The organism is Bacillus sp. 11B20, assembly GCF_056098985.1.
The window spans coordinates 16,279-40,794 of sequence record NZ_JBLZWZ010000007.1 but is presented as its reverse complement, the minus strand read 5'-3'; the positions used below and the strand labels follow the sequence as shown (position 1 = coordinate 40,794).

Genomic DNA, 24,516 nt, shown 5'->3' with positions numbered 1-24,516 from the left:
TTTTTGCATGAAATCGTGAAAACATCCTCACATTAAAACAGAGTGTATAAACAGAAGGAGGAATCTCAATGCAAAACGATCAGCAGCCAATGTTCCAAGGAAGCGCTCAGCAGCCTGAACTCAACCATGGCGGGCATGAGTTATTCGATTTACATGAAATTTTAGCCGGTACGATTAATATTTTGGATCAATATATGATCTTGCGGCAATTTATTCAAGATCCTGCATTATCCGACATCCTGGATCGACAATATCAATTCGTTTTATCCCAGTACAATGTCACTGTAGATTGTTTTTCTACAGGCCAAAAGCCTAGTGAAGAAACCGCTACTTATATGATGAAAGAACACACTCAAGTGACATACGGAATCAAACCTTCTCAGCCGAAGAAGCCGAACCAGTCACTACAGGATGTAAAAGACTTAGGCATCACAGGACATATGCTCAGCCTAGTCAAATCACACGCTGGGTTACTTTCAATGTCAGCATTAGAAGTAACAAACCCTGTTGTCAGACGTGTGCTTGCTGCGCAGATTCCGAACTTTATCGAAATGGCGTATGAAATTTTCTTGTATCAAAATAAGCATGGCTACTATCAAGTTCCTCAGCTTTCCAAACAAGACATGACCGCCATGACGTCAGCTTTTGCACCGCTTCAGGGGCAGGTTCAAATGCCTCCTAGTAAGGCCGATCAACAAAAGCCTCTTCATTAAGAAAAACGGCTGACCCCCTTCTTTGGTCAGCCGTTTTTTCTTTGGTACATGACTTTAAACTGTTCTTCAAAATCTGTGAGCCTCTTCCCCGTCGCCTGTTCAAAGCCGCTAGCAAATTGGCCCGTTTTCGCAGTTTCCTCTATGATTTCATGTATGACGTCTCGTCCGCAAAGCTGCACCAGCTCATAGATCATATAATAGCTTTGTAAATAGACATCTGTTTCATACGTCACCCGTGAATTCTGCCAGTCTTGATCAGAATGAAGAGATTGAAAAGGAACCACGTCGAAGCGTTCAGACGTAGCATTTAACACGTCATAGGCCGTCCATTCTGCTGTTCCTTCGTGGAACCAAAGCGGAAACATTCCTGGAGACACTTCATATGAATGGACCTTTTCATAGAAAACAAAATGAGCATACTCATGAATAAACAACGTATTGAAAAAGTATAAAGGCAGTGTCTCTTTCTTCAATAATGCTTCCCGTTTATCTGGATATAACCCTATCATTTGATCATGATCAGAGTAAAATCCAGTAATATGCTTGATCCCCGCCACTTGTTCGATCGACTCTTTATCATCAAAATAGATAACGTCTAAAGGTCTGTCAGCTTCAAATTGAAACACTGACGCTGTCCTCTTCTCTGCCTGTTTCAAAGCCTCTATTGTCAGATCAACAAAAGCTTCCTCTTCCTCTGCATAGTAGATTCGAATATGTTCATAGACTTGCTTATTGAGTCCCTCCGTGATAATCGTTTTAGGAGAAGACTGCTGCTCTAAATATTGTCCTGTCAGCTGAAACGCAACATAAATCAAGTACGCGGTGAAAGCATAAAAAATCAGACCTGCTGCAATCATTCCGCCTACAAGTTTTTTATGAATCAATGACGGCTTGGCTTTCATTTGCTCCCCACCCGAATTCATCCTGCACCCTCTTTCTCTTTCTATGAAGAAACAAAGATCAACAAGAGGTGATATATTTTTTACTTTATGCAGTCAGGTACGCGAGGTGCGGTTCCAAACAAAAAAGCCGCATATGACATACGGCTTTTGTCGTAGCTATTTTGATTCAGGGAAGACACGTCTAACCGTTTCAGTAAATTCATCGAAGAATCCTGAAATTGGCTCTCCGCTTTTAATACGTTTTCCGTACCCTTGCATACGATCGACAAAGTCTGGATTAGCAGATACATACACGTTGTCGATTTGTTGATCCGTTGATTTGACTTTGTCTGAAATTTTCTTTTTCAGATCGTCCGTCACATCACCGCTTTTATTGCCTTCAAGCACAACGGCTACAAATGCATTTTTTCCAGTGACAAGCACGTTCGCTGTTTTCACTTCAGACATATTCGCTACAAGCTCTGACGCCTTATCTGCCACTTTGACCTTCTGAGGTGTTTGAACATCTGGCTGATCCTGTCTCATGTTGTCATTCTTATATGTGACATTTTCATATTGCCTTTTCATTGTTCCTCTACGCTCATCGCCTTGATTGTTCATTCCACACCCAGCGGTGATTAATGTTGGCACGAGCAGTAAAGATAGCATCCATTTCTTATTCATCAATTATTCCCTCCTTTTGCTCATAGGTTTTTCATCCAGCCGGCTTTTTATGCACACATCCTCTGTTTTCGTAAAATGAATTCATAATTCAGCTGGGTTTGGTCATCCTAAACATGATGAAGAATCATCACGACCAAATGGAGGGATTCGTTTGTTTAAAAAAAGAAAAGGTATGAGCACTGGCGCAATGATCGCAGTATCAACAGCTATCATTGCATTATTCTCCCCAGTTTTACGAAGAAGGCTGAAAAGCATGGCACAAATGAATATGTCTTCAATGATGACAGGCGCAAACCATCAGCACCAAAACTCATCTCGCCATGAGTCCCACTCACATAAAGAATCAAAAGGAACAGGTGAAGTTGGACAAATGATCAAGCAAGCATTCACAGCTGTCCAGCCAAATCAAACAAACCAGCACCAATCACCAACAAGAACCCATCAGCCAAGAGAGTCTTATGCGCAATCTCTTCACATTGATGAAAATGTGATGAATGTGATGGATGATGAATCAATCCAGCAAGTCATCAATGACATCGAGCACAAATAATAAAACAGGAGCCTTCATAAAAAGAGGCTCCTGTTTATTCTCCAGAAAAATGTTCTTTGACCATGAGACAAAAGGAAGGTAAAAATGAGATTTCGATTGTTGTGAGGAAGTCGTCATGATGCTCTAATATCAGCAACAGCTCCTTTTCTTCCTTCCGATCTTTTTTTATCTCTACATGCTGCACAGTTTTAAAATCATATATGCCTAAAACAGATTCGTTCTTTTTTCGAACAACCTTTAAGGTAAATTCCCGCATAGCAAGCGACATGTCCACAACAAATCGCTCCTCCTGATTCTCGAACCGAAACGTCAAATCTTGATATTCAACCGGCATTTCTTTTTCAAATCCGGCATCTGGCATTTTTTCAAAAAAAGAAAGCCAGTCCGTTTGATCTGGAAAGCGTTTTCCTCGCATTTTCTTCAATTCCTCTTCATTAAAATTTTTATTAATTATCCTTTTTACCCTTTTCTTTTGCAACAAATTTTAGTAATTTTAAAAAGGTGATTCTATTTTGCTAAGAGACCTCTTTATTAATTTAACAATTCTTGTTACTTTCCATTATTTATTTATGCTTGTGTTTAAAGAGAATTTTCTAAAAAAAGAAGATACCTTGCTCAGACAAATATGCAAAGGCATGCTTTCTGGGTTACTCGGTGTCCTTTTAATGTTCTTCTCTATTAAAACAGGACCAGCGATCATCGATTTAAGACATATTCCCCTTATTTTAACGGCCTTTTATGGAGGCATCGCCCAAACAATGATTGCAGCCTTTGTTGTCATCATTGGCCGGTTATTAATTGAAGCCAACATCGCTTCTTCCATCAATATTTTTTCCATGATGTTTATCGCAGCCTCTTCTTTTTTGATTGCAGAGCGTCATATGAATCATGTTGTGAAAATGCTGTTATCCATTACGATTGGTAATGTGATAGCCACAAGCCTGTTTATCATGGTCGTGCATGAGACATCATTTCAACTGCATTCTACTTATTGGATTTTCTCATATATTGCTGGATTGTTTAACTTTTATGTCATTGAGCATCAAACAAAAGCATATCAGCTGTTAAATTTGTATAAATTCCAAGCTCATTATGACTTTTTAACAGGTGTTTTAAATAAACGGAAGTTCGATGAGGTATTAAGTGATGCTTTTACTAAGAAGTTGAAGCAGCCTATCCATCAAATGTCCCTTATTTACCTAGACATCGATTATTTCAAGACCATTAATGATCAATATGGGCATCATGAGGGAGATATCGTTTTAAAAGAAATCGGTACAAGGCTGATTAAAAACACAAGAAGCTCTGATTATATTGGGCGGATTGGCGGTGAAGAATTCGCTGTCCTTCTTCCAAACTGTACAATTGAAAAAACATGGCAGATTGCAGAACGCTTACGAAAAAAAATAGCAGATCAGCCGATTTATTTAAAAAACGGTCTGTCCATTCATACTACAGTATCAATCGGATGTGCTTATTCTCATGGAACTAGTGCAGACATTAAGCAATTACCGATTATAGCTGATCAGGAGCTCTATAAAGCGAAGGAGTCCGGCCGAAATCAAGTGAGCTTTTCAGAGAGAAAAAAAGACCATTTGACATAGGCATTTTCCTCAATTTGTTAGCGCTAATTATTTTTAAAAAAGTTTTCGTATAACAGTTGTTTTTTCCCGCAAACACTGGTAAAGTAAAGGTAATTATTTTTGTTCGTATCATCTTTAAGAAGAAAGTTTTGTAAGAGTTTTCGTCTTTGAAGTTTGTGTAAGAGCAAGAATAGTGAATTTAAGCGTTAAGATCGCTTTAGGAGGAAATTTCATGTTAGAAGGTAAAGTAAAATGGTTCAACTCTGAAAAAGGTTTCGGATTCATCGAAGTAGAAGGTCAAGACGATGTATTCGTTCACTTCTCTGCTATCCAAGGCGAAGGCTTCAAAACTTTAGAAGAAGGTCAATCAGTTTCTTTCGAAATCGTTGAAGGTAACCGTGGACCACAAGCTGCTAACGTTAACAAAGCGTAATTTAAGAGCATCTGCTCTTTTAGCACTTTATAGAGTGAAGGAAAACCGCCCGGCTTCTGCCGGCGGTTTTTTTGTTCCATAAAAAAAGAGAACCTGATGAGAGGTTCTCTTTTTTATTTATCCTTCTGCTTTAGCTTCTGCAAAGCAGAACGATACATATCATCATTCATTTTAGTTTCTGGTTCTTCTTCTTTGACAGGTGGTTCTGGCTGTTTAAACTTTTGAAGCGCCTGTCTATAGAAATCGTCGCCAGACGCAGCATCATCTGTTTGAGAAGGCTCTGACGCTTTTTTTTCAACTTCAGGCTCTACAGGTCTCGCCACAGCTTCTGGCTCGCTATGCGGCACGTCAGGCTGATTGGAGACATCTTCTTTGATCTCTTCCTTATCGGCCGATGCGTGTCTGACATTGAACGCTACTAATCCAATAATGACTAGAACAGCAGCTACTAACGCTACAATAATCGTCGCCAAAAGAACCCTCTCCTTATCGCTTAAATGATGCAGTGACTGATGCTACACGTCTTCCTAGTGCTTTTCCGAGTTCAATGCCTTCAGTCGAAATCAATTCATCAGAATCGATCGGACATGTCACACCAGCTCCATAGTAAGAGCCGTATAAAGCATTCTCAGGAACATTCCCAGGAAGGCCGACAACAAGCATTCCTTGGTGGAACATCGGGGTAATCAAATTATGCATTGTCATTTCTAAACCGCCGTGTGTTGTAGCAGTTGTACAGAAAACAGCACCGACTTTATCGATTAGTTTTCCTTCTGCCCATAAGTAGCCAAGACGGTCAATCCATGTCTTTAACCCAGAACTAATAGTACCAAAGTGACCAGGGCAGCCCCAAATGATCGCATCCATTTGATCAAGCTTGCGAATGTCTGCATCTTTCACGTGATCAATGAATACTTCAGCTTGCTCTGTTTCACCTGCGCCTGCTGCAATCGCTTCTGCAAGTGCTTTTGTATGGTCACCTTCACTATCGTATACAACATAAATTTTCATGTACGGTCCCTCCACACTTATCTTGCATCTTGGTTTGCTTCCTTAGGTGCTGGAAGCAATGATATTTCTTGTTTCTTATGCTGCTGTTCTTTTCGCTTTTTATCCTTACGAACATCTCGCAGGAACAAGCTGAGAATGACACCAGCCGCACAGAATAATGTCACCCACATGTAAGCATCATTGATACCCATCACGTTTGAATCGATCTGTGCTTTCGTAAAGAGCTGGGTGGATACATATTTTTGAGCAGCTTCTGCTGTCATGCCCATATGATGCATCACATTCGATACAGCCGCCTGGAATGAATTCATAAAGAGCGGGTCGGCTGTATTTGTTTGATCCGCCATATTGGAATAATGGAATGTCGTCCGATTCGTATAAATCGTTGTGATCAAACTCGTACCGATGGAACCGCTAATTTGTCTCAATGTATTAGACATCGCTGTACCATGGCTGTTTAAGTGCTGTGGTAATTGGTTCATCCCTGCTGTCATAACCGGCATCATAAGAAGTGACATACCAAATGCACGTACTGCATACATGAGCACAATGTGACTATAAGAAGTATCAATGGTCAGCTTTGTAAACTCATATGTCGTGACAACGGTAATGAGCATCCCCACAATCGCAAGCGGACGAGGTCCAAATTTATCAAACAAGATCCCTGATATCGGGGACATAATGAGCATCGCAAGTGCCCCTGGAAGCATTAATAGCCCAGATTGCAATGCCGTAAATCCAACGAGGTTTTGCAGATAAATCGGAAGTAAGAACATCCCTGTATATAAGGCAACCGTAATAATGATGTTAATAACGCTTGATAATGAGAAAATGCTGTATTTAAATACGCGGAAATCAAGCATCGGATTATCAACTTTCAACTGTTGGAAAATAAAGAGAATAATCGCAATCGCACCAATAATAATCGTAGATAAGACGATCGGATCTGTCCAACCATCACTTCCTGCTTCACTCACTCCGTAAAGAAGGGAAGCAAAACCAACGATTGAAAGAATCGCACCAAGACTGTCCAGCTTGATTTTTTTAGGCTCTACAATATTTTTAAACATAAAGAAAGCCGCGATAATGACAATCGCACCGATTGGCACAAGTCCGTAAAACATAATACGCCAAGAATAATGTTCAATAATGTAACCAGATAATGTTGGTCCTACTGCAGGAGCAAACATCATCGCAAGACCGAAAATCCCCATTCCTTTCCCTCTGTTTTCCGGAGGGAAAATAAAAAGGATTGTTGTCATGACAAGCGGCTGTAAGATACCGCCGCCGACAGCCTGAATCAAACGGCCGATGAGCATTGTTGAAAAGTTTGGCGCAATACCGCAAATAAATGTACCTAGTGTAAATGAGATCATCGCCACTAGGAATAAGCTGCGCTGTCCAAAACGTGTGATTAAAAACGCAGACAACGGAATCAGCACACCGTTGACAAGCATGTAGCCTGTTGTCAGCCACTGAATCGTTGTCGCACTCACATTAAATTCTGTCATTAAATGGGGCATAGCTACGTTCAAAAGCGTTTGGTTTAAAATCGCTACGAACAAACCGGCCATTAAAATGATCAGTAAAGACAAGGAGCCTGCTCCCTGTTTTGTCGCTGCAGGTTGATTTGCCATCTCAGACAACCTCCTTTCATTTTTTGGTATCAATCATCATTAAGATGAAATTTTGACAGAAGCATTCATACCTGGAAGTACTTTGTCTGATGGATTTTTAATTGAAATTTTCACTGCTACTTTTTGCGTTACTTTTGTATAGTTACCACTTGAATTTGTTGCTGGTAGCATATTGAATGTTGAGTTTGTCGCATAACCAATTTGTTCAACAGTTCCTTCAAACGTTGTATCAGGATCTCCATCTACAACGATGTCGACTTTATCGCCTTTTTCAATGTTTTTAATATCTGTTTCTTTAATATTTGCTGTGATGTAAAGCTTGCTTAAATCGATTGTTTCACCAAGAACTGTACCAGGCTGCACTTGTTGGTTGTTTTGGATTTCTTTTTTGACTAATGTGCCATCAGCCACTGCTTTAATGTTTGTTTTTGTTTGTCCTTCAACTTTTGCAACTGTGCTGTCTTTTTCCACTTCGTCACCTTCGTTGATATCCCAGCCTTTGATTTGTCCAGCTGCTGGAGCTGTGATTTGATACATGTCACCTGTCACTTTTGCCTCATCTGTTTTGACAAAGTTTGTGCTTTCGTAGTAGTAATAAGCACCTCCGGCAATAATGGCAAGAATTACAATAAGGCCAATAATGTTCGTTAGCAATAAACGCCCTCTGTTCATGTTTTGTTTCTCCTTTCATGTATAAAAATATAGTGTCATCTGCTTTAGCAAACTTAGAATGCCCATCATCTGACAGAATATGAAACAAGCTCAACAATCTGTCTTTTTCCCTTGATCTACTCCCGCCCGAAACATGGTGTGCAGCCCATTTATATTTATTGTTCAATTATGAGCAAGGAGCAGAAAAAGAAGAAAAGACGATCGGCATCTTTTTTGAAAAACTTATATTTAACAAGATTAAATATTAATAAATGAAAATTGAAATGTCAAAGAGAAAGTTTTACTTTTTTTCTGGTGATCCCTTCCTTCTCCACACAAAAAACCCTTCAGCCCTTATGCTGAAAGGTTTTTTCAAATGTGCTCGTTATGAATGAACTTCTTCCTGCTGAAAAAATTTTTTTAGTGCGAGAAAAACGTCTGATTTTTGCTTCAGAATATAATGCTTAAATTTCTCATCCTGAATATGCTTGTATGCTGACATTAACGTAGAATGCCGGTTGTATTGATTCACTTCACCATAGCAAAATAAATTGGCTTTTTTCATGATCTCAGAAACAAGTTTCACACACCGGCCGTTATCTGATGTCAAATTGTCACCATCAGAAAAATGAAAAGGATAAATATTATACCGCGACGGCGGGTATCGTTCGTCTATGAGCTCTAGTGCCTTTCGATAGACAGACGAGCAAATGGTCCCCCCGCTCTCACCCCGCGAGAAGAAATGTTCTTCGTCTACCACCTTCGCCTCTGTATGGTGAGCAATAAATTCAATATCGACTGTCTCATACTTTGTCCGTAAGAAACGTGTCATCCAAAAGAAAAAACTTCTCGCCATATATTTTTCCCAAAGACCCATACTTCCGCTCGTATCCATCATCGCCAAAACGACGGCTTTCGACTCTGGTTTGGTCACTTCATTCCACGTTTTATACTTGATATCCTCCGGGTAGATGGGATAAAAGGAAGGACTCCCTGTCATCGCATTTCGTTTAAATGCCGAGAGCATCGTTCGTTTTTTGTGGATATTTCCTGTTAACCCGGTTTTGCGAATATCGTTAAACTCAATTTGTTCGACAATGATGTCGTCAAGCTCCTTTTGCTTGAGGTTTGGCAGCTCCAGTTCACGAAACAGTGCTTCCTCGAGATCCATTAATGAGACTTCTGCTTCGTAATAATCCTCACCAGCTTGATCTCCAGCGCCCTGCCCCTTTCCTTGACCCTGCTTACTGTCTGAGCCGTCACGCGCAACAACATCGCCAACCTCGCTGTCTCCATCCCCTTGACCCACATGTTTATTTTTGTCGTAGTTATACCGAATTTTATATTCATCTAATGAACGAATCGGAATTTTCACAACATCTTTTCCGTTCGACATGATGATGCTTTCTTCTGTGACAAGATCCGGCAAATTGTTTTTAATCGCCTCTTTGACTTTTTTCTGATGACGCTGCTGGTCGTCATAGCCTTTTCGATGGAGGGACCAGTCTTCCTGAGACACAATAAACTGACTTTTTTCTTGCCGGGACATCCATCCCCCTCCTCACATTTTTGCACAATTCTTCCTTTATCCTATGCTGATCGTCATCCAAGTTGACGATCATTTCTAAAAAAGACATTACCGGTGCTGATGCGCCAATAATGCCTCCTTCATTTATTAACGATTCAGAAGACTGCCTACATATTTTAAAAGTTCATTTGCACTTGTTGAATTATAGCCATGCTCATCAATCAATCTAGCTACTACTTCGTTGACCTTCTTCAGCTGCTGTTCATCCGGTGTCTTCGTCGATGTCGTAATTTTCACCACATCTTTTAGATCGGCAAACAGCTTCTTCTGAATGGCCTCTCGCAATCTCTCATGCGAATTATAATCAAAGCGTTTTCCCTTTCTCGCATAAGCCGAAATACGAATCAGAATTTCTTCTCTAAATGCTTTTTTGGCGTTTTCAGAAATGCCGATCTGCTCCTCAATTGAACGCATGAGCTTTTCATCAGGATTCATTTCTTCACCTGTTAACGGATCACGCAGCTTGTTTTTATTGCAATAAGCCTCGACATTATCTAAGTAATTATCCATCAGCGTTTTCGCAGACTCCTCATAGGAATACACAAATGCCTTTTGCACTTCCTTCTTCGCAATATCATCATACTCTTTTCGCGCGACTGAGATGAAATTCAAATAACGCTCCCGGTCCTCGCTGGAGATAGATGGATGCTGATCAAGCCCTTCTTTTAAAGAGCGCAGGACATCCAGTGCATTGATCGATTCCATGTTCTTACGAATGATGGTAGATGAAATTCGGTTGATTACATAACGCGGGTCAATTCCGCTCATCCCTTCATCATGAAATTCCTTTTTCATCTCATCAATGTCGACTGACTGGAAGCCTTCGACACTTTCTCCGTCATACAGACGCATTTTTTTCACCAAATCAATATCAGAACGCTTCGGCTCTTTCAATCTCGTCAAAATGGAGAACATTGCTGCTACCTTCAGCGTATGCGGGGCAATATGCACATCTGAGACATCACTTTCTGAAATCATTTTATGATAAATGCGTTCTTCTTCTGTGACCTTTAAATTATAAGGAATTGGCATCACAATAATTCTTGAATGCAAAGCCTCATTCTTTTTATTTGAAATAAATGACCGGTACTCGGTTTCATTCGTATGGGCGACGATCAATTCATCTGCACTAATCAAGGCAAATCTCCCTGCCTTAAAATTTCCTTCCTGCGTTAATGACAAGAGGTGCCATAGAAATTTCTCATCACACTTTAACATCTCCTGAAACTCCATCATCCCTCGGTTTGCTTTATTGAGTTCTCCATCAAAGCGGTACGCACGGGGATCTGACTCTGATCCAAATTCGGCAATGGTTGAAAAATCGATGCTTCCTGTTAAATCGGCAATGTCCTGAGATTTCGGATCAGACGGACTAAAGGTACCAATGCCGGTCCGTTTATCCTCTGAGAAAAAGATCCGCTCGATCCTTACATCCTCAATTCTACCGCCATATTCCTCTTCCAGTCTCATCATGTTCAGAGGCGACAAATTCCCCTGCACACGAATCCCATATTCTCTATAGAAATCCTCCCGCAAATTTTGCGGAATAAGATGAAGCGGATCTTCATGCATAGGGCAGCCTTTGATCGCATAAACTGCGCCATGATCTGTCAGTGAATATTCTTCAAGTCCTCTTTTCAATCTAGTGACAAGCGTCGATTTCCCTCCGCTTACTGGTCCCATCAGTAATAAAATACGCTTCCTGACATCCAGCCGCTTTGCAGCAGGGTGAAAATATTCCTCCACTAATCTTTCGAGTGATTCCTCTAACCCAAACAGCTCCTGATCAAAAAATTTGTAGGTTCTGACCCCATTCTCCTCTTCAATCCCGCTGTCTTTAATCATATGATAAACGCGAGAATGAGCAGATTGAGCGACAAGTGGATTTTCCTTAATAATGTCTAAATAATCGCTGAATGTGCCTTCCCATTTGAGACGCTGCTCTTCTTCTCTGTGCTGTTCGATTTTCTTTAAAATATCCATATGAACCTCCTCTTTCAAGATTGAAGCTAGAAATCAGATACTGTTTTACAATCTATGCGGAGGCGTCCTATTACATGCTTTCGTTCTTCAAAATGACGAATTGGCAAACTGAATTGACAACCATCCGCAAGACCCTTCATAATAAAGGAAAAATAGGAGAAAAATGATTTTCTTCTCCTGCTTTTCAAGGTGAACTTCACATCATATGAAACAGGCAGCGAACGGAACAAAGGGATAAGGGGGAGCTTATATGAGAACGGTCATTATGATGGGCGTCATCATTACGTTTTTAGTATCCATTTTCACTGCTGGCTACGAAGGCAAGCCTGGGAAATGAAAAAAAGGATGTTCCATTTGCGGAACATCCTTTTTTCATTTAGTTCGTTGTTTTCAGCACTTGCATATTCACTGTATTCCCTGACACCTGAACCTTCGTAAAGTCTTGGATATCCACCACAGGTGTGACAGCACGATTATCCAATGTGATGTCAGTAAAACGAGTAGAGAAGTTCGCCCGAATGTCTTTTCGATAAATATCGTCAGTTACTGCTACCGTCGACAGTAGTTTCCATTTGGTCACAGCGCCAATGTTTGAGTTTTGAATTTCTGTAATAATGCGGCCGGTATAGCCAACATTATTTGTGCCCCAGAACGTCGCTCTTGTATGCCCATTCAAATTTTTATAAATCGTCATTTGAACAGTACTTCCAGGTTTAAATCCCTTTGTATACGTAAAGTCATTTTTTCCTTCGATATATGTCTCTTGATTATTTGCTCCTACTTTCATCGTAGGTTTCCACACATTATAGGTTGGACTGTATTGAAGCCCAATATCCGCTTCCTTTGAACCTGTGAATCCAGAATAAATATAAGCTGTACCATTTGACACACTCATTGCGGGAGGGAGCTGAATTTTTGTGACCAATATGGATCCGTTACTATTGATATAAGTACGCCCGCCAATCCCTTTTGATAGCTGAGCTGCTTCTATCTCCTGCGTCTGAGAGAGTCCTGGAATACTGACTGGAATCGTCCCCATTAAAATTGCTGAGCTGATGGCACTAGTGATCAGTAGCTTTTTCATCTCATTACTCCTCCTAATGGATTCATCATTTTTTGAAAACGTCATCACAATCTATCATACTACCTATTTTTTAACATGTCAAAAAAAGTATAATTAAGTCATATTTTTCATCTGTCTGTATCTTATCTCACATAAAAAAGCCGAGATCAGTATCTCGGCTTTTATCATGATCTTATATGAGATCGCGATATTGCTGCTGGCGAAGTGCCTCATATACAAGAATGGCTGCCGTATTCGACAGATTCAGGGAACGAACATGCTCTGTCATCGGTAAACGAAGACAACGATCCATATTCTGTTCAATCAAATCTTTTGGCAATCCACTTGTCTCTCTGCCAAAGACGAAGAAATAGTCTTCATCCAGCTGAGAGTAATCAAATGTCGTATGCGGCTTTTGGCCAAATTTTGTGATATAGAAAAATTGCCCCTTCGGATGAGCCTCAAACAATTCATCAAGTGAATCATGATAGACCACATTGGCATATTTCCAATAATCGAGTCCTGCACGCTTCAGCATTTTGTCATCTGTCGAAAAACCAAGCGGACGAATCAGATGAAGGGTTGTATTTGTTGCTGCACATGTACGCGCAATATTTCCAGTATTAGCTGGAATTTCTGGTTGATATAAAACGACATGAAGTCCCAAAAAAGTTCACCTCTAATTTTCTTTTCCGCTCAACATTATACCACTAACTACCTTTCGCGGCATCGTCCAAAATGTGAAAAAACATATATCGAATAGCAGGTGTATAGGCGGTCGAATCCTCGTATGACCAATAACGCATGCGGCAGTCATACGTCTGTGCATTCACAAGAGGCATTCCACCTTTGTCATGATCAACAACAATGGTTGTATGATTATACCTTCCATCACCTTCAAAATCGTAGCAAATGACATCTCCAATTTGAAGCTCGCGTGGTTCTTTAAGTTTCTTTGCTCTCAAACCCGCTTTCGAATTCGCTAAATAATTTTTCATCGCATGAGCCACCGTCCAGCTATAGCTCCACGTATGCGGACGCACCCACCAGCCAGACCCGCGGTTCGGATATCCTCTTGTTGGCGCATTCCCTGCTTTCAAACATTGTGAAATAAAATTTGTACAGTTATCTTCAAAATTTTTATAGGCTGGATTCCGCTTATTCCAGTAAGTCTCCGCATACTGCACGGCTGCCCGCCGGTCATAGTGAAAAGCTCTACCGAATTGTTCTTCGGTCTGAAAGCGCTCATCCATAAGCTCTTCCCCTTGCCGCTCTTCTAGCATCATCCGATCTTTGACAAGCATGTCGTTATAAAGAAATGCTTCTCTTTTTTCCACCTGTTCCTCTAAATAAAAAGAATCGTCTACATCCTTGCAGACATATGTGAGATGAGCAAGGTACTGCACATGCTGAGCTCCATCATCTTGAATGGCTGAATCGAGAAGTTTTGTTTTTGCTTTCGCCTTCACAATTTCAACCTGTCTTCTAGCAAAAAGCTCTTTTTTCCGCTCTACTGCTTCCACATCAGACATAAGCTGCGGCTGCTTGATTGCACGGTCATTGATTAAATACGCCAGCCTGTCTTCTAAAGTTTTCTCTAATAATTGTTTCACACACAGACACCACCAAACATTTTTTAAAATCTCTGTTTGGTTCATTCTATGTTCACAGGAATGTTATTTAGTATTTAAAGGTGTCTGCAGGAGCTCAATCCCTTTCACAATCTCCGCTTTCGCTTCTTCATCACTTTCCCGCTCAAGAGCCTTTTCCAGCTCTGGGAGCTGCTGATCATCGCCAATTTTCCCAATTGCCCAAGCAGCTGTTCCCCGAATGACCGGTCTTGGGTCCTTGTGCATCAGCTCAATTAACACTGGTAAGGCAGATGTATCTTTAAAATGAGCGAGTGCCAAAATTGCATTCCGCTGAATGGGCTTTTTCCCCCGCCATGAACCTGAAACATGACCGTATTTTTCCTTAAACTCACGATTGCTGATCGTCAGAAGCGGCTTTAACAGCGGCTTTGCAATTTCAGGATCCGGTTCCATTTCAGGATGCAGATGAAAATCTTTTCCTTTATTGATCGGGCAGACAGTTTGACACGTATCACACCCGTACAATCGATTTCCTATTTTCGAACGAAATTCGTCAGGTAAAAACCCTTTTGTCTGCGTTAAAAATGAAATGCACCGCTGAGAATTCAGCTGTCCAGGATTCACAAGCGCACCTGTTGGACACGAATCCACACATTTATTGCATGTTCCGCACTGGTCTTCAATTTTCTCATCCGGCTCAAACGGGACATTTGTGATCATTTCAGCCAAATACACATAAGATCCAAACTCTGGCGTGATAATCATACAGTTCTTTGCACTAAAACCAATGCCAGCACGTTCTGCTACAGCACGATCAGACAATTCTCCTGTATCCACCATTGATTTTGTCCGTATATCGACATGCTTGCTCCGCAAAAATTCTTCGAGCATATCAAGCTTTTTTTTCAGCACGACATGATAATCTGTTCCCCATGAAGCCCGGCAAAAGATCCCCCTTCTCGCATCCTTTGTACTTCGTGGAGCATCTTTCATTTTGGAAGGGTACGCGAGCGCTATCGCAACAATTGATTTGGCCTTCGGAAGCAGCAAAGAAGGGTTTGTTCGTTTTTCAATATCAGGCTCTTCAAAACCTGACAAATACCCTAACGATTCATGTAAGATGAGGCGGTCCTTTAATGAATCAAATGTATCGGCACTTGCAAATCGAATTTTATCGACACCAATTTCTTTCGCATATTGAATCAATTCTTCTTTTAATTCTCCAACATGAATCACCTTGCAAACCTCCTTTCTTTGTTTCTTCTGTTGTTTTCAGTATAATACGAGTGTATCATGACCGATTGGAGTGAGTCACTGTGAAGATACATATGGAAATTTCTCATCCTCAAAACCCGTCTATCCATGTTGGGCAGATTGAATATTCGCATATTGAAGTTGGCACATCACCTCAAATGTTAAAAGGCCGCTTACGCCTGTTTCAAGAATCTTTATTTTTTGAATACGAAGATAAAGTCTTAGAAGAAGTACCAGCCATCAAAGAATGGACGGATCTTTTAAAAGATGTTCCTTTCCTTTCACTTCTTTCTGATATCCAAAAGGAACAATTTATTGACTCGACCAATTCCGTACAGGATTTGTCGATATTTTTCTCACTAAAATATTTCTTACCCATCCTGACATTAGATGCCGATCGCATCAAAGGACCGCTTTCACTGACAAAACATGAGGCTGGTCACATCGAATGGCAGGACGGCGCAGGACTGAATGGATTATTTTCTCAAGCAAGTACAGCACATATTTCTCCAGACACAAAGAACATTCTTCAAATCATCCTTTTCCCTCCATCTATTTCCCGGGAAAAGAGTGAAGCTCTTATTCAATCCTTGACGAAGATGTTTGTACAAATACATGGCGGAGAAAGCAAATATGAACTCATTGAAAAAGCACTGTAGCCTGACAGTGCTTTTTCACATTATACTGACATAATAAAAAACGCAACACTTCGTTTATCTATGAAACGAAATACTGCGTTATAAACAAAATTATGTATTGGAGCGGGTGATGAGAATCGAACTCACGACATCAGCTTGGAAGGCTGAGGTTTTACCACTAAACTACACCCGCATCAATTTTTTAAAAGCAACGTCATCGCGTTGACTTTTATTATGTTACAACTTTCTTAACAATTCGTCAAGAGAATATGAAGATTTTTCGTCAAAAAAATTCATATTCTCCGTATATATTACGATAGTTATTTATCTAGCTGGATATAAAATAAGTATGCATGTGACTTATTTTTCAGCGCTTGCTTTGGATTCTTCTCAATCTCTTCAAATATAGTTGACCCCCCGTCTTTCCCCATCGCCGCTGTATACGCAATCAGAGCCTTTTCTCCTGAAGCCACTTTGACAGTTTCAGATTGTGCAGAAAATACATAGTCACTTACTTTGAACGGAAAGCTTGATGTCGCTTTCGTCATCCCATCATTCTTTTTATCTGACCAAATACTAAATTGTGATTCATATGTATCTTTCTCATGATGTAATTGAAGAAGTACATTCACCGTTTGGTCGGTTCCATTCTGGTGTAAAGTAAAGGTAGCAGATGATGCTTCCTTATTCAATAATCGGCCATTTTTGTAATGGCTCCCGATAAACGTAATACTCTTGTTCTTCTTCGTTAATCCTTTCAGTGTCAGAGCCACCTTTTCATTAGTCGTTGCTGCTTCTAGTAAGTTTTTTTCTTTTTTTGAGAGTTTCATTTGTTCGATGGTTACTTGGTTTTTAGTGGCAGGCTCTGTTTTTATTGTCGAAACCGTCTTTTCGGTTGTCGTCGTTTCTGCAGCCTTCTCGCCGCATCCTGCTAATAGAAAAACTGTGAATAAAAGAATGCTCCATTTTTTAAACATTGTGATCCCCTTTGATGTTTTTTATTTCTTATTATGGTTTGTCATACAAAAAAAGATTAGGAGAATTCTCCTAATCTTTCGCTCTTTTCTGCTTTATTGCTGATAGGCATGCCACAATGAGAAAACTCGCAGCAAAAATTACAATCATATAAATAAAAAAGTTTGGCTTGATCTGAAAAGTAAATGCGGACGAGCCTTCCATCTCAAAAGCGAGACTGTTAAATAATAAAGCATCATTCGTTTTTGATTGAAATAAATGATAGAACAGTACACCGATTGTCAGCATCGGAAAGCCTAAGAACCCTAAAAAACCACCAACTATTGCGCCTTGTTTCATCGCCTGTACGTTCATGATCGTTGTCCTCCTATTCCACCAAGCAATAGCTGCTTCATAATGGATTTACCATCCCCCATAAACGGAAGAAGATAGAGTAATTGAATAAAATACGAGATTGAAAAAATGAAAAAGCCTGTCGAAACCGGATTTTCTTTTAGAAATAAAATGGTCACAATGATGCCTGCTGCGCCAATCACACCGGGAACGAGCGGTCCGAGCAACGTAATCCATACCTGCTTTTTCTGAAACGGATCTAATACGGGTCTTACAAACTTCACTGACATCATGTCACTCGCAAAAAAGCCTTGAGGACCATCTCGCCCTGCAAATTTTCGATGCGCATAGCCATGTGCCGCCTCATGTAAGGCAGTTCCGGTAATTAACCCGAAATAAATAATCGTAAAATAAATCGCAATGGCTGCAATCGATGGATCAGGAATGAATAAAAAAGCGAGCCCTGCCATGACCATGAAAAGCATCCAGAAAAAGATGATTTTACGCGTCACCATGAACAAAGCCGTTCCAAAAATGTGAAGGAACGAGTGACCAGTACAATCAAATCGTTCCTTCATTTTGACTTGATACTGCTTGAAAAATTGACAGCAGGCTGTCACAATCCGATACGGTGAATGATAATGAATGGACAGCAAGTGATGCTGATTCAATCCCGTCATCAGCTGATAAAAGTCACGAGCAATCACCGACTCATCGACCTGAAATAAATCGGCGAGCTCTGCTGTAATACTCGCTTCTGTCCTTTTACCGTCCACTTTCGTTAACATATGATAGGCACTTTCATTGATCGGGAGTGTGCTTCCATACTGCGTATCCGTGAGATGCCTCTTTTGTAAGGTCACATACGGAGCTAGTTCCGGTACCCGCTCAATCTTTAGCTTATTGTTAAGAAGTTGAATCATGTGAATACCTCCATGAAAAACCTTTGTATATGGCAAAGATGAGCAGACCCTCAAATGCAGCGACAAGCAGCCATTGAAGCGTTTGACTCGATGCCCCTATGACATAGTTTCCAATAAAAACAATCGGAATCATGAGTAAAATAAGCGCTCCAAATGAAAATATGCCTGTGTAGGGATTGTTTCGATCAAGAGGAAGTAAAATACCTACTATATAAAAGAGCGCAGTGGCATTGCATAAGACAGCGGCACCAATCAACGCGTGCCAAATTTGATCAGGAAGCGTCAGCGTTGTCAGCATGAATAAAACAATTTGCAGTACACCAACAAGCAGAAGACCGATAAACTTATACAAAGCTACTTCCCATGATCTCAGGCCAAATGTTTTATACATCCCCAGCATTCTTTTATCATTGCCAAACGAATTGAAGGCTGTTAATCCAGCAAGAGCACATAGAACAAAAAACGCTTCTTCTTCAAAGCGGAATCCAAATTGATAACGAACGAATAAGATCACTATGAGAAGAATAAGAAAGTTTAAAATATTTTCTTCATTCCGTACCTGTGACTTCATTTCCTTCACAATAAGTGACCACTTTTTTGAAGAAGAGAATGGCAGCTTGTGTAAAAAGGTTAACGCTTTTTTCTCTGCCATAATCGGCATCATCGCAAGAGAAAGAAATGCGCCGCCTGCCGATAAAAGGATGAACAGAATCAAGATGGCATAATTCACCCCTTCAGGAGACATTCCTTGTGCCGCTAAGAAAAACGGTGCTGTAAAATACATCAAATGATAATCAAACTGTAGATATGATTGCTGAATTTGGCTAATATCAAAATGCGTCAATCCATACGCAACAACGAGTGCCAATAAAACAAATATCGCTGCAAATTTTTGCAACGGTAATTTTAATTTCAAAACGAGTAAATAAGTGATATTGTAAATAAACTGCAGGAGCATTAAGACAAAGAGCGACTGCAAAAGCACCATCAAAAAGAAAGTAAAGATAAAGAAATTACCTATTCCCTGGGCAATAAAATTAGGTAAAAGCAGAATACCGATAAAAAATAAAACAAGTCCTGTCACCACTGTCACCATCGGAATGAAGTATCCAAAACTTTTCTGAAAGGTAGAGAGCGGAAACCAGCTGAGCTGCATAGAAAACCGGTCTTGTTCAGGTGTTCTGACCTTGATCAACACGAATAACAAGCTTGTAAAAATAGAGGCATTGATCGCCATTGAGACAACGAGTAATCCAAGTGACCGTTCATCTCCATTTAAGAAAGCCTTCATAAAGACACCTGTAAAGCTATATCCGATAATGGCCCCCATTGTGACGGCAAACAAAAAGAATAAGACCACAATGATCCGCTTCGTTTGAGTATCAAAGAGCTTATACATCTCCTGCTGCCACATTTTAAGCATCATTTTAGAAATGGTTAATGATTTCATCAAAATGTGCACCCCTATCACTTAACATTGAAGCTTTCAGAAACACCTGTTCCAGTGTGCTTGATTGATACTTCTCCTTTAAGGCTGAGACTGTTCCTTCATCCATTTTATTTCCCTTAGAAATAATGGCGATTGTCTGGCACAGCTCTTCCGCTGAAAGCATATCATGCGTTGAAAGCAAGATCGCACCATGATGCTCGGCATACCGCTTCATCAGTTTCTTTGTGTTTATAACCGCTTCAATATCAAGTCCTCTAAAGGGCTCATCCATGATCACCAATTGACTATCAAGCATAAAGGCAGCAATCAGCTGTGTCTTTTTTTTCATCCCATGTGAATAGGTTTCGATCGGTCTTGATAAAGCCGAGTCCATATCAAACAGTTCAATTAGTTGATTTCTTCTGTGAATTGTTTTACATTCATACATAGAAGAAACAAACTCTAAATATTCAGCACCAGTCAATGCTTCAGGGAGCAGCAGGTCATCTGGAACATAGGCTACTTGTTTTTTAAAGGATGGTTCATCATTAGTGACGCCCTGCAAATGAATTTTTCCTTCTGTATGCTTAATGATGCCAAGTATACAGTTAATCATCGTTGTTTTACCCGAACCATTCGGTCCAGCAACAGCAACGATTTGATGAGGGTCGATCTTTAAATGAAAATCATTGACAGCAGTCACGTTATTTTTATACGTTTTGGTTAAATTCTCGATCGTAAACATATAACCTCCAAGTGTCTGCATATTCTTTAAAAACAGATCAGGCTAAACCGCCCGCCACAGACGGTTTAGCCCTGGTGTCTTATCTAAGAAGTAAAAAGATGAATCCTAAGTATAGCTACTTACATTCAATTTGGACTTTTAAGCCACTTTCCCACTGAACGGCTCCTGTAAAGCTACCCTTGCCGTTTGCGATACACCAAACTGCTGCTCCTAGAACAACTGTTGCTCCCAATCCAAGAAGGACAGCAACAAATACTAAGAACCAAGCTTGGTCCATAATAGCAGGTTCCATAGTGGAATAGTCAACTTGCGGCGCTGCATAAGTCATACTTTTCACCTCCCAGCTTATGATGATCGTATCATAGGCGTCACACGCCAAACATCTACAGAACATCCCATTTTTGACCGAACATACATTTGATTAAAATGTGACTTTTTATTCAATTATTCACCTTCATCTGTTTAAACCCTCTCTTATTTACTAGATTTTAACACCTCTTAAGAACCACAAAACCCATTTAATGTCATTTGCACCATCTTTTTTCTTCTCTTTTTCAAATAGTCCATATTTATCATCTATCATTTTTATTCTTTCTTTTTTGTGAGATAGAAAGAATTCCCCCGATATATCAGATATAAAAGTCCTGATTATATGTCGCAATAACATCAATTATGAAATATTTACTGATCATTCCGATAAAAGAGTGAGTATATTTTCCTTCTTCTCTTGACTCTGAAAATATGTATATACAAGAAAATCGATTGGGAAAAAAGCCCTTACCTTGTTCAGCAGTACACAACATATGACTCGCTCCTATTCTATGAAAAAAAGCAAAGCAGCCATCGCAGACTGCTTTGCTTTTTCATATTTATGAGGAACTAGCAGCAGAGGCTGCATCTGGAAAATGATTGTTCCCAATGATTTCACCAGCTGGCACAGAGAGTCCTGTATCCCCCGACCTCTTAAATGGAAGGAGCGGGAAAACAAGCTCTGCTAAATAATAAGCTTCTTCTAGGTGCGGGTAGCCAGAAAATATAAATGTATCAATGCCTAGAGACTTGTATTCTATGATACGATCTGCTACTGTTTGCGGATCTCCGACGAGTGCTGTTCCTGCACCGCCGCGTACTAAGCCAATGCCTGCCCAAAGATTTGGGCTAATTTCAAGTTTGTCTTTCCTCCCTTGATGCAATTCCACCATCCGTCTTTGACCTATTGAGTCCATCCCCTGTAAAACTTTTTGCGCCTCCTCAATTGTTTTCTGATCTAAATGACGAATCAGATGTTCCGCTGCCTGCCATGCCTCCTCTTCGGTATCTCGCACGATCACATGAAGACGAATGCCAAACTTCACCGTTCTTCCTTCCTTTTCAGCCTGTTTCTTCACTTGTTCAATTTTCTCTTTTACTTGTGCAGGCGGTTCGCCCCAAGTTAAATAGACATCTGTATGCTTGGCGGCCGCTTGAATTCCTGCTGATGATGATCCGCCAAAAAAGACTGGTGGATGGGGGGTTTGAGCTGGCGGGAATAGCAGCCGGCCATTTTCCGCTTGTAGATGTTTGCCATGAAATTGTACATTTTCTCCTTTCAATAACCGCTTCCAAATCGTCAAAAATTCTTCTGTTGCCTCATAGCGTTCATCATGAGAAATAAATAACCCATCTCCTTCAAGCTCCTCTTTACTTCCCCCTGCTACCACATTAATCAGCAGCCTTCCACCTGAAAGACGATCTAATGTAGACGTCATTCTAGCAGCAACAGACGGCTGCATAAGCCCTGGTCTAAGAGCCACGAGAAACTTTAAATGAGTGGTTTCAGCAGCTAAAGCAGCTGCCGTCAGCCATGGATCTTCACATGATCTCCCAGTCGGCAGCAAGACCCCTGTATAACCAAGCTGATCAGCTGCTTGAGCAATCTGTTTAAAATATGGATAGTCTGCCTGTCTTGCCCCTTTTGCTGAACCTAAATAACGGCCGTCTCCATGTGTTGGAATAAACCATAAAATATTCATGACATCGCCCCCTGTTATTATTCACCTTGATAACTAGTGCGCCACTTGAGCAGACGCTTTTCTAACAGACGTACAAATGAATCTGTCAGCTTACCTACTACTGCAAAGATGATAATTCCGACAAACACTTTATCCGTTTGAGAGAATTGCCTTGCATCCATAATCATATAGCCGACGCCGCTGCTTGAACCCATTAACTCAGCTACCACTAAACCTAGCCAAGCAATTCCTAATGACAGCCTCACGCCCAGAAGAATATGCGGAAGAGCAGCCGGTAAAATCAGCTTTGTGATGCTTTGATACAGATTAAACTCTAAGGCGCGAGCCACATCAAACAGCTTATTATCTACACTGCGAATACCAAGAAAAGTATTAATATAAATCGGAAAAAAAGCCCCAAGTGCAATCAATAAAATTTTCGCCGTTTCATCAAAGCCAAACCAGAGGATGAATAAAGGGGTGACCGCTAAATGAGGAACGGTTCTCAGCATTTGCAAGGTCGGATCTACATACTGCTCTGTTTTTTTAGAAAACCCTACGCATACGCCCAGCATAAGACCTAAGCCTCCCCCAAGTAAAAATCCACATATTGCTCGATAAAGACTGATGTAAAGATGGCCAAACAGCTCACCAGAACGTATCAACTCTCGAAAGGATTCAGCAATCAAAACGGGCGAAGGCAATACAGTGGAAGAAACAATTTGAGAACCAGCTATAATCTGCCAAACCGCAATAAGTAGAACAGGTAATACCAGTCCCTTTAACTTATATAAAGAAGACGCTTTTCTCCTTTTTCTCTTTGTCCGCTCGATTTTAGATGCTAAAGCCGGATTCGAAATAGCTTTCATTCATCCATCTCCTCTTTCAGCATTTTTTCAATAAACGAATTATCTACAACCTGATTGACATCAATTTTCCGCTGGATCGCCTTTGTTTTATATTGAAAATCAGCGGTATGCTGCTGAGCATTGATGATCTTCTTCGAAATGGGCTTATTGAGTGGTTCCGTATTGTTTAATACTTGTGTGACGACCTTCTTATCTAAATTTTTTAAACGCGCATATAGAGTAACAGCCTCTTCTGGATGTGATTTCTGCCACTTCACCGCATGGTCATATACCTTTAAAAATTTCACCACTAGTTCAGGATGCTGATCAGCAAACTGAGTGCGAACAAGTGTGAAACCTGGAGAATATAAATCAGTCGCTTCCCCATTCACCAGCAGCTTTGCTCCTTTCTTGATCGTTTCAAGTGATAAGAACGGCTCCCAGATCGACCAAGCATCAACGGACCCATTTTCAAATGCTGATATCGCTTCATCTGGCTGAAGCTGAATGATCTGAACATCCTTCGCAGATAAACCTGCCTGATCTAATACTTTGTATAAAAAGTCAAAGCCACTGCTCCCTTTAGCGACAGCGATTTTTTTCCCTTTTAAGTCTTCTACTTTTTGAATCTTACTGTTCTTATTCACTAAAATACCGTTCGCTTTCAGCCCATCCTGAGATAAACCAATTTCCTTAAAATCAATTCCGGCTGCCTGACCTGCTATGACAGGTGAGTTTCCAACTTGCGAGAAATCTAATTGATTTGCAGCAAGGCCTTCAAATTGGGGAGGACCACTTTGAAACTCCACCCACTTTACCTTCACTCCTTCTTTTTCAAATGATTGTTCAAACCACCCTTTTTCCTTTGCTAAAAGCAGCGGGCTCAAACTTTGCTGAATCCCAATCCGAATTTCTTTCACCTTGTTTTCTGAGCCGTCTGCTGCTTGACCACACCCTGCTAAAACAAGGAGAAGACTCAAAAAAATCACGATCATTTGTATCTTTTTCATG

The 24,516-nt window shown here is 40.5% G+C and carries 27 protein-coding genes and 1 tRNA gene; 5 read left to right on the top strand and 23 right to left on the bottom strand.

Annotation, left to right across the window (positions count from 1 at the left end; all coding sequences use genetic code 11):
- Nucleotides 1–68 precede the first annotated feature (68 nt).
- A complete protein-coding gene (locus tag ACN6NB_RS04440) occupies nucleotides 69–713 on the top strand; it encodes a spore coat protein (RefSeq protein ID WP_041089559.1) in 645 nt (214 codons plus the stop codon).
- A 26-nt stretch (nucleotides 714–739) separates the two neighbouring features.
- Here ACN6NB_RS04440 and ACN6NB_RS04435 read toward each other — a convergent pair whose 3' ends face one another.
- Both ACN6NB_RS04435 and ACN6NB_RS04430 read right to left on the bottom strand, forming a co-directional pair.
- Nucleotides 740–1,615, bottom strand: coding sequence for a hypothetical protein (locus ACN6NB_RS04435; protein ID WP_144516523.1), 876 nt, complete (start codon nucleotides 1,613–1,615; stop codon nucleotides 740–742).
- Between the two features lie 156 nt (nucleotides 1,616–1,771).
- The gene (locus tag ACN6NB_RS04430; RefSeq protein ID WP_034282294.1) at nucleotides 1,772–2,278 is read right to left on the bottom strand and encodes a YhcN/YlaJ family sporulation lipoprotein; all 507 of its coding nucleotides are present in this window, start codon (nucleotides 2,276–2,278) and stop codon (nucleotides 1,772–1,774) included.
- A 151-nt stretch (nucleotides 2,279–2,429) separates the two neighbouring features.
- On the opposite strand from ACN6NB_RS04430, the gene ACN6NB_RS04425 reads away from it, so the two are divergent.
- Complete coding sequence (locus tag ACN6NB_RS04425; RefSeq protein ID WP_039177410.1) at nucleotides 2,430–2,828, top strand: hypothetical protein; 399 nt, start codon at nucleotides 2,430–2,432, stop codon at nucleotides 2,826–2,828.
- A gap of 34 nt (nucleotides 2,829–2,862) precedes the next feature.
- On the opposite strand, the gene ACN6NB_RS04420 is transcribed toward ACN6NB_RS04425, so the two are convergent.
- Nucleotides 2,863–3,243: a hypothetical protein gene (locus tag ACN6NB_RS04420; RefSeq protein WP_039177408.1), complete on the bottom strand. Its 381-nt coding sequence runs from the start codon at nucleotides 3,241–3,243 to the stop codon at nucleotides 2,863–2,865.
- A gap of 97 nt (nucleotides 3,244–3,340) precedes the next feature.
- Here ACN6NB_RS04420 and ACN6NB_RS04415 point away from each other — a divergent pair, with 97 nt between their 5' ends.
- Entirely contained in the window at nucleotides 3,341–4,432 is a 1,092-nt protein-coding gene (locus ACN6NB_RS04415; protein WP_126682080.1) for a GGDEF domain-containing protein, read from the top strand.
- A gap of 211 nt (nucleotides 4,433–4,643) precedes the next feature.
- Entirely contained in the window at nucleotides 4,644–4,844 is a 201-nt protein-coding gene (gene cspB / locus ACN6NB_RS04410; RefSeq protein WP_008349061.1) for a cold shock-like protein CspB, read from the top strand.
- Between the two features lie 113 nt (nucleotides 4,845–4,957).
- On the opposite strand, the gene ACN6NB_RS04405 is transcribed toward cspB, so the two are convergent.
- The 10 genes from ACN6NB_RS04405 to queG all read right to left on the bottom strand — a co-directional run bounded on the left by ACN6NB_RS04405 (nucleotide 4,958) and on the right by queG (nucleotide 15,602).
- Nucleotides 4,958–5,317: a hypothetical protein gene (locus tag ACN6NB_RS04405; protein ID WP_039177402.1), complete on the bottom strand. Its 360-nt coding sequence runs from the start codon at nucleotides 5,315–5,317 to the stop codon at nucleotides 4,958–4,960.
- Between the two features lie 13 nt (nucleotides 5,318–5,330).
- Nucleotides 5,331–5,855, bottom strand: a complete 525-nt coding sequence (locus ACN6NB_RS04400) for an NAD(P)H-dependent oxidoreductase (protein WP_024425322.1) — start codon at nucleotides 5,853–5,855, stop codon at nucleotides 5,331–5,333.
- Between the two features lie 17 nt (nucleotides 5,856–5,872).
- The gene (locus ACN6NB_RS04395; protein ID WP_039177398.1) at nucleotides 5,873–7,492 is read right to left on the bottom strand and encodes a DHA2 family efflux MFS transporter permease subunit; all 1,620 of its coding nucleotides are present in this window, start codon (nucleotides 7,490–7,492) and stop codon (nucleotides 5,873–5,875) included.
- Between the two features lie 39 nt (nucleotides 7,493–7,531).
- Nucleotides 7,532–8,164, bottom strand: a complete 633-nt coding sequence (locus ACN6NB_RS04390) for a biotin/lipoyl-containing protein (protein ID WP_039177397.1) — start codon at nucleotides 8,162–8,164, stop codon at nucleotides 7,532–7,534.
- Nucleotides 8,165–8,528: 364 nt separating this feature from the next.
- Nucleotides 8,529–9,692 carry a sporulation protein YhbH gene (gene yhbH / locus ACN6NB_RS04385; RefSeq protein WP_268465449.1) on the bottom strand — a complete coding sequence of 388 codons (1,164 nt, stop codon included), beginning with the start codon at nucleotides 9,690–9,692 and terminating at the stop codon, nucleotides 8,529–8,531.
- A gap of 126 nt (nucleotides 9,693–9,818) precedes the next feature.
- Nucleotides 9,819–11,714, bottom strand: coding sequence for a PrkA family serine protein kinase (locus tag ACN6NB_RS04380; protein WP_107163795.1), 1,896 nt, complete (start codon nucleotides 11,712–11,714; stop codon nucleotides 9,819–9,821).
- Nucleotides 11,715–12,090: 376 nt separating this feature from the next.
- Complete coding sequence (locus ACN6NB_RS04375) at nucleotides 12,091–12,798, bottom strand: YrpD family protein (protein WP_064498231.1); 708 nt, start codon at nucleotides 12,796–12,798, stop codon at nucleotides 12,091–12,093.
- A 172-nt stretch (nucleotides 12,799–12,970) separates the two neighbouring features.
- Nucleotides 12,971–13,444 (bottom strand): tRNA (uridine(34)/cytosine(34)/5-carboxymethylaminomethyluridine(34)-2'-O)-methyltransferase TrmL, encoded by a 474-nt coding sequence (gene trmL / locus ACN6NB_RS04370; protein ID WP_034282301.1) that lies wholly within the window; start codon nucleotides 13,442–13,444, stop codon nucleotides 12,971–12,973.
- 43 nt (nucleotides 13,445–13,487) lie between these two features.
- Nucleotides 13,488–14,390, bottom strand: coding sequence for an amidase domain-containing protein (locus ACN6NB_RS04365; protein WP_099663079.1), 903 nt, complete (start codon nucleotides 14,388–14,390; stop codon nucleotides 13,488–13,490).
- A gap of 63 nt (nucleotides 14,391–14,453) precedes the next feature.
- The gene (queG, locus tag ACN6NB_RS04360) at nucleotides 14,454–15,602 is read right to left on the bottom strand and encodes a tRNA epoxyqueuosine(34) reductase QueG (protein WP_047202907.1); all 1,149 of its coding nucleotides are present in this window, start codon (nucleotides 15,600–15,602) and stop codon (nucleotides 14,454–14,456) included.
- Nucleotides 15,603–15,685: 83 nt separating this feature from the next.
- On the opposite strand from queG, the gene ACN6NB_RS04355 reads away from it, so the two are divergent.
- Complete coding sequence (locus ACN6NB_RS04355; protein ID WP_224927855.1) at nucleotides 15,686–16,282, top strand: hypothetical protein; 597 nt, start codon at nucleotides 15,686–15,688, stop codon at nucleotides 16,280–16,282.
- A gap of 98 nt (nucleotides 16,283–16,380) precedes the next feature.
- Here ACN6NB_RS04355 and ACN6NB_RS04350 read toward each other — a convergent pair.
- The 10 genes from ACN6NB_RS04350 to ACN6NB_RS04305 all read right to left on the bottom strand — a co-directional run bounded on the left by ACN6NB_RS04350 (nucleotide 16,381) and on the right by ACN6NB_RS04305 (nucleotide 24,500).
- Nucleotides 16,381–16,454, bottom strand: a tRNA-Gly gene (locus tag ACN6NB_RS04350).
- 127 nt (nucleotides 16,455–16,581) lie between these two features.
- Nucleotides 16,582–17,238 carry a hypothetical protein gene (locus tag ACN6NB_RS04345; RefSeq protein ID WP_144516513.1) on the bottom strand — a complete coding sequence of 219 codons (657 nt, stop codon included), beginning with the start codon at nucleotides 17,236–17,238 and terminating at the stop codon, nucleotides 16,582–16,584.
- A gap of 70 nt (nucleotides 17,239–17,308) precedes the next feature.
- On the bottom strand, nucleotides 17,309–17,590 hold the full coding sequence (locus tag ACN6NB_RS04340; protein WP_039177382.1) for a hypothetical protein: 282 nt from the start codon (nucleotides 17,588–17,590) through the stop codon (nucleotides 17,309–17,311).
- Nucleotides 17,587–18,492 (bottom strand): PqqD family protein, encoded by a 906-nt coding sequence (locus tag ACN6NB_RS04335; RefSeq protein WP_144516514.1) that lies wholly within the window; start codon nucleotides 18,490–18,492, stop codon nucleotides 17,587–17,589. The genes ACN6NB_RS04340 and ACN6NB_RS04335 overlap by 4 nt, the downstream gene beginning before the upstream one ends.
- Nucleotides 18,476–19,942, bottom strand: coding sequence for a hypothetical protein (locus ACN6NB_RS04330; protein WP_144516524.1), 1,467 nt, complete (start codon nucleotides 19,940–19,942; stop codon nucleotides 18,476–18,478). Before ACN6NB_RS04330 ends, ACN6NB_RS04335 begins: the two co-directional genes overlap by 17 nt.
- Nucleotides 19,920–20,666, bottom strand: a complete 747-nt coding sequence (locus tag ACN6NB_RS04325; RefSeq protein WP_474253249.1) for an ABC transporter ATP-binding protein — start codon at nucleotides 20,664–20,666, stop codon at nucleotides 19,920–19,922. The genes ACN6NB_RS04330 and ACN6NB_RS04325 overlap by 23 nt, the downstream gene beginning before the upstream one ends.
- Before the next feature lie 115 nt (nucleotides 20,667–20,781).
- Nucleotides 20,782–20,994 (bottom strand): hypothetical protein, encoded by a 213-nt coding sequence (locus ACN6NB_RS04320; RefSeq protein ID WP_012009371.1) that lies wholly within the window; start codon nucleotides 20,992–20,994, stop codon nucleotides 20,782–20,784.
- Between the two features lie 541 nt (nucleotides 20,995–21,535).
- Entirely contained in the window at nucleotides 21,536–22,678 is a 1,143-nt protein-coding gene (gene ssuD, locus ACN6NB_RS04315) for an FMNH2-dependent alkanesulfonate monooxygenase (RefSeq protein ID WP_126682083.1), read from the bottom strand.
- Between the two features lie 17 nt (nucleotides 22,679–22,695).
- On the bottom strand, nucleotides 22,696–23,526 hold the full coding sequence (locus tag ACN6NB_RS04310; protein WP_474253248.1) for an ABC transporter permease: 831 nt from the start codon (nucleotides 23,524–23,526) through the stop codon (nucleotides 22,696–22,698).
- Nucleotides 23,523–24,500: an aliphatic sulfonate ABC transporter substrate-binding protein gene (locus tag ACN6NB_RS04305; RefSeq protein ID WP_427369534.1), complete on the bottom strand. Its 978-nt coding sequence runs from the start codon at nucleotides 24,498–24,500 to the stop codon at nucleotides 23,523–23,525. Before ACN6NB_RS04305 ends, ACN6NB_RS04310 begins: the two co-directional genes overlap by 4 nt.
- Between the last annotated feature and the right edge of the window lie 16 nt (nucleotides 24,501–24,516).